This window comes from Streptomyces sp. NPDC085944 (genome assembly GCF_040686295.1).
GTDB lineage: Bacteria > Actinomycetota > Actinomycetes > Streptomycetales > Streptomycetaceae > Streptomyces > Streptomyces salinarius.
Genome location: NZ_JBFBJX010000045.1, coordinates 1 through 5,457, shown reverse-complemented (window position 1 = coordinate 5,457; position 5,457 = coordinate 1). Strand labels below are relative to the sequence as shown.

The 5,457-nt window shown below is 74.6% G+C and carries 2 protein-coding genes; both read left to right on the top strand.

All coding sequences use genetic code 11. The features are described from left to right. The coding region (locus AB0P07_RS36630; RefSeq protein ID WP_365558725.1) for a phosphopantetheine-binding protein at positions 1-732 on the top strand (732 nt) is incomplete at its 5' end. Positions 733-817: 85 nt separating this feature from the next. Then, positions 818-5,457 (top strand): beta-ketoacyl synthase N-terminal-like domain-containing protein (locus AB0P07_RS36625; protein WP_365558724.1); only part of this gene is annotated, 4,640 nt, incomplete at its 3' end.

The following is a 5,457-nucleotide window of genomic DNA, read 5'->3' as shown; positions in this document are numbered from 1 at the left end:
CTGGAGCGGTCGGATCTGGCGCGGATGCGTCGTATGGGTGTGCTGCCGATGTCGACGCAGGACGGACTGCGACTCCTCGACACCGCCGAACGGTCGACGGACAGCCTGGTCGTGGCCGCGCGTTTCGACCCCCGGGCCCTGGCCGAGGGCGGAGCCCACGGCGCCGTCCAGCCCATGCTGCGCGACCACAAGCCCCAAGACCACCGGCCCACCTCCGTGCCTCTCCGGCGCCGCACCGTCGCCACCGCCGGGGACGGCGGGCAGCCGGACGGCCCCTCCCTGCCGGCGCGACTCGAGGGACTCGGCGACGACGAACGGCGGCAATTGGTGCTGCGCACCGTTCGGGAACACACGGCGACCGTGCTGGGGTACGACTCGGCCACCGCGATCCCCGCCGAACGGGGGTTCCTGGACCTCGGCATCGACTCGCTCACCGCGGTCGAACTGCGCAACCGACTCAAGACCGACACCGGCCTGCCCCTGCCCGCCACTTTGGTCTTCGACCATCCCGACGCCGCCCGCCTCGCCCGGCACCTCGCGCAGGCGCTGGCGGCGAACGACGCCGCAGGCGCACCCGGCGATGCCGACGCCGACCCGCGACGGGGGGCGCGCGGTGCTGCCGCACCGGCGGCCGCCCCCGGGGCCGACGCGTCCGACGTGTCCGGGCACCTGCAGTCGGCGGACGCCGACGAACTCTTCGACTTCATCGACCGGGAATTCGGTTCCGACTGACCGCCACGACGTAGTCCCCGGCGCCCTGCGGCCAGGCGTGCGCCGTCCGACCTCTGACACCGCGGCAAGACCATGTGAGGCCCTGATGCCGGAAGATGACAAGCTCCTCGGCTACCTGCGCCGGGTGACCGCCGACCTGCACGACACCCGGGGACGGCTGCGCGAGATCGAGGCCGCGGCCCACGAACCGATCGCGGTCGTCGGCATGGCCTGCCGCTTCCCCGGCGGCGTCGCCACCCCCGAGGACCTCTGGCACCTCGTCCGCGAGGGCAGCGATGCCATCACCCCGTTCCCCGACGACCGTGGCTGGGACCTCGACGCCCGCTACGACCCCGACCCGGAGGCACCCGGACGCACTTACGTCCGCGAAGGCGGCTTCCTGCACGACGCGGGCGACTTCGACGCGGAGTTCTTCGGCATCTCCCCACGCGAGGCCGACGCGATGGACCCCCAGCAGCGCCTTCTCCTCGAAGCGTCCTGGGAGGCCGTGGAACGGGCAGGCATCGACCCCGCCTCCCTCAAGGGCCGTGCCGCCGGAGTGTTCGTCGGCGCAGTCGCCCTCGACTACGGGCCGCCCCTGGACGCCGCCGACGGCATCGAGGGACACCTGATGACCGGCACCACCACCAGCGTCGTCTCCGGCCGCATCGCGTACACGCTCGGACTGCGGGGCCCCGCCGTCACGGTCGACACCGCCTGCTCGTCGTCCCTCGTCGCCCTGCACCTGGCCGTGCGCTCGCTCCGCCAGGGCGAGTGCGGCCTCGCCCTCACCGGCGGTGTCACCGTCATGCCCACCCTCGGGACCTTCATGGGATTCAGCCGGCAGCGGGGCCTGGCCCCCGACGGCCGGTGCAAGCCGTTCTCCGCCGCCGCCGACGGCTTCGGCCCGGCGGAGGGCGCCGGCGTGCTCTGCCTCGAACGGCTCTCCGACGCCCGCCGCAACGGCCACCGCGTCCTCGCCGTCGTCCGCGGCACTGCGGTCAACCAGGACGGCGCCAGCAGCGGACTCTCCGCTCCGAACGGCCCCGCGCAGCAACAGGTCATCCGGGCGGCGTTGGCGGACGCCGGGCTGGAGGGGTCGGACGTGGACGTGGTGGAGGCGCACGGTACGGGTACGAAGCTGGGTGATCCGATCGAGGCCGGGGGGCTGCTGGCCACGTACGGGCAGGGGCGTGATCCCGAACGGCCGCTGTGGCTGGGGTCGGTGAAGTCGAACATCGGGCACACGCAGGCCGCCGCCGGCGTCGCGGGCATCATCAAGACCGTACTAGGCCTGCGGCACCAGGAGCTGCCGCGCACCCTGCACGCCGACGAGCCGTCCCCGCACGTCGACTGGTCCGCCGGTGCTCTGCGCCTGCTCACCCGGGCCGTCCCCTGGCCCCGGGGCGAGCGGCCGCGCCGCGCCGGGGTCTCGTCGTTCGGCGTCAGCGGCACCAACGCCCACGTCATCCTCGAAGAGGCACCGACCTCCGAAGAGCCCCGGACGGCTGAGGCACCGACGGCCGAAGAGACCCGTACCGCCCGGACGCTCCCGCTGGTGCCCTGGGTCCTGTCGGCCAAGTCCGCCGCCGCCCTGCGTGACCAGTGCGCACGGCTCGCCGCCGACACCGAGGCGCATCCCGACCGGACGCCCGCCGACATCGGCCTCACCCTCGCCACCGCGCGGACCGCCTTCGACCACCGGGCCGTACTCCTCACCCGGGACCGGGCCGAGGGCGCGGACGTGCTGCGGCAGTACGCGTCCGGCGCGGAGCCCGTCGCACTCGTCTCCGGCACGGTCCGCGACTCGATCGGCCCCGTCTTCGTGTTCCCGGGCCAGGGGTCGCAGTGGACCGGTATGGCGGTGGAACTGCTCGACACCTCCCCGGTCTTCGCGCGCCGCATGGACGAGTGCACGGCGGCGCTCGCACCCTATCTGGACGTCCCCCTGCTGGATGCGCTGCGGGACGAGGAGGCGCTGGAGCGGGTGGAGGTCGTCCAACCCGCGCTGTGGGCGGTCATGGTGTCGCTGGCCGAGGTGTGGCAGTCCTACGGCGTCCGGCCGGCCGCGATCGTGGGTCACTCGCAGGGCGAGATCGCCGCCGCGGTGGTCGCGGGCGCGCTGACTCTCGAGGACGGGGCGCGGGTGGTGGCGCTGCGCAGCCGGGCGCTGACCGCAGTCGCCGGGCGCGGTGGCATGGCCGCCGTCACGGCACCCGCGGACGACGTGCGCCGTGTCGTCGAGTCCCACCGCGGCGCCCTGGCCGTCGCCGCGGTCAACGGCCCCTCGCACGTCGTGGTCTCCGGCGACGCCGCCGCGCTGGACGCGCTCCTGGCCGCCTACGAGGCCGAGGGCGTGCGCACCCGCCGCATCCCGGTCGACTACGCCTCCCACTCGGTCCACATGGAGGAGATCCGCGCCGAGGTCGAGAAGGCGGCGTCCGGCCTGTCCCCGCGCCCCTGCGACGTGCCGTTCCACTCCACCGTGACCGCCGAGAAGGCCGACACGACCACGCTGGACGCCGCCTACTGGTACCGCAACCTCCGCTCCCAGGTCCGCTTCGAGGACACCGTGCGAGGCCTGCTCGACGCGGGCTTCCGCCACTTCGTCGAAGTCAGCCCGCACCCGGTGCTCACCCCCGGAGTGCAGCAGACCGCAGAGGACCACGGCAGCGACGCGTCGGTGGTCGAGACGCTGCGGCGCGGCGACGGCGGCGAACCCCGGCTGCTCAGGTCCCTCGCCGAGGCCCACGCCGCCGGAACGCGGGTTGACTGGTCCCGCGTGTTCGACGCGACCGGAGCCGTCCCCGTCGACCTGCCCACCTACGCCTTCCAGCGCCGCCGGCACTGGCTCGACTCCGCCACGTCCGCCGTCGTGGACGCCGCCGCGACCGGCATGGAACCCGTCGAACACCCGCTGCTCGACGCGGGCGTGCCCCTGCCCGACTGCGACGGCCACCTGTTCACCGGCCGCTGGTCACTGCGCACCCACCCGTGGCTGGCCGACCACACGGTGGGGGGCCGGACGGTCCTCCCGGGCAGCGCCCTCGTCGAGACCGTGCTGCGCGCGGCGGACACCGTCGGTTGCGACCGGCTCGAAGAACTGAGCATCGAAACGCCGATCGTGCTCCCCGCGTACCGCGACGCTCTGCGCGTCCAGGTGATGGTGGGCGGCCCCGAGGACGGCGACGGCCGCCGTGCCGTGGGCGTGTACGTGTGCGACACCGAGGGTGTCTGGGCGCGGCACGCCCGCGCCACCCTCACGGCCGCCCCCGACCGGCACGAACCCGCCGGCCTCGACAACTGGCCCCCCGCCGACGGTGCCCGGCAGGTCGACACGAGTGGGCTGTACGAGCGGCTCGCCGCCGCCGGACTGTCCTACGGCCCGGTCTTCCGCGGCCTCGACACCGTCTGGAGCCGGGGCGACGAGATCTACGCCGAGGTCACCCTGCCCGACGAGGCACGTGAGGCCGCCGACGGATTCGGCCTGCACCCGGCACTGCTGGACGCGGCCCTGCACGCCTGGCCGGCCCGCGCGGACGACCTCACCTCCGTCGAGCTGCCGTTCCTGTGGACCGGTGTCTCGCTGTACGCCACCGGAGCGTCGCGCCTGCGGGTGCGGCTCACGCCGGTCACCGGCGGTGGGATGTCGGTGCTGCTGGCGGACGAGGCGGGCCGGCCGGTGGCCTCCGCCGACACCCTGGTGACCCGCCCGCTCCAGGACGCCGGCACGACGGCCGGCCAGGGCGCGGGCACCCTGCACCGTGTGCACTGGACCCCCGTACCGGTGCCGGCCGCCGGTACGGAGCCCGCGGCCGCCGCACCGGTCCTCGCGTTCGTCGGCCCGGAGAACCCCGGTGCCGGGCTCGATGCCGGTACGTCACGCCATGACGATCTGACCGGCCTGGCCGAGCAGTTGGCCGACGGCCGGTGCCCGGCACCGGCGTACGTGCTGGTGAGCGTGGACCAGGGCCCGGCGCTCCCGGCCGGCGAAGAAGGGGACACGGCGCAGGAGGCGCTGGCCGCCGCCGGGCACGCGCTGGCCCTCGTGCAGTCCTGGCTGGCCGACGAGGCGTTCGCCGCCACCGGCGCCAAGCTGGTGCTGCTCACGCGGGGAGCCGTGGCGGCGGGGCCGGGCGAGGGTGTGCCGGGTCTCGCGGCCACGCCGGTCTGGGGCCTGGTGCGTTCCGCGCAGTCGGAACACCCCGGCCGGTTCGTCCTGGCCGACCTCGACCACGACCCGGGCTCACTCGCCGCCCTGCCCTCGGCCCTCGGCACCGGGGAACCGCAACTGGCGCTCCGGCGGGGCGAGGCCCTCGTCCCGCGACTCACCGCGGTACCGGACACCCCCGAACTGCCCGAAATACCTTGGCGGTTGCGGACCACTCCCGGAGCCGCACTCGACGGGATCACCCCGGTCCCGGAGACGGCGGCGGCCCGGCCGCTCGGCGAGCGCGATGTACGCGTCGACGTCCGAGCGGCCGGCGTCAACTTCCGCGACGTGCTGATCTCGCTGGGCACCTACCCCGACGCGGAGGGCGCGCGGATGGGCAGCGAAGGCTCAGGCGTGGTCACCGAGATCGGCCCCGGCGTGACCGGCGTGGCCGTCGGCGACAGGGTGATGGGGCTGGGCGGCGACTGGTTCGGCTCGTCCGTCGTGGTGGATGAGCGGGTGGTGGTGGGGGTTCCGGAGGGGTGGTCGTTTGTTGAGGCGGCGTCGGTGCCGGTGGCTTTTGTGACGGCGTT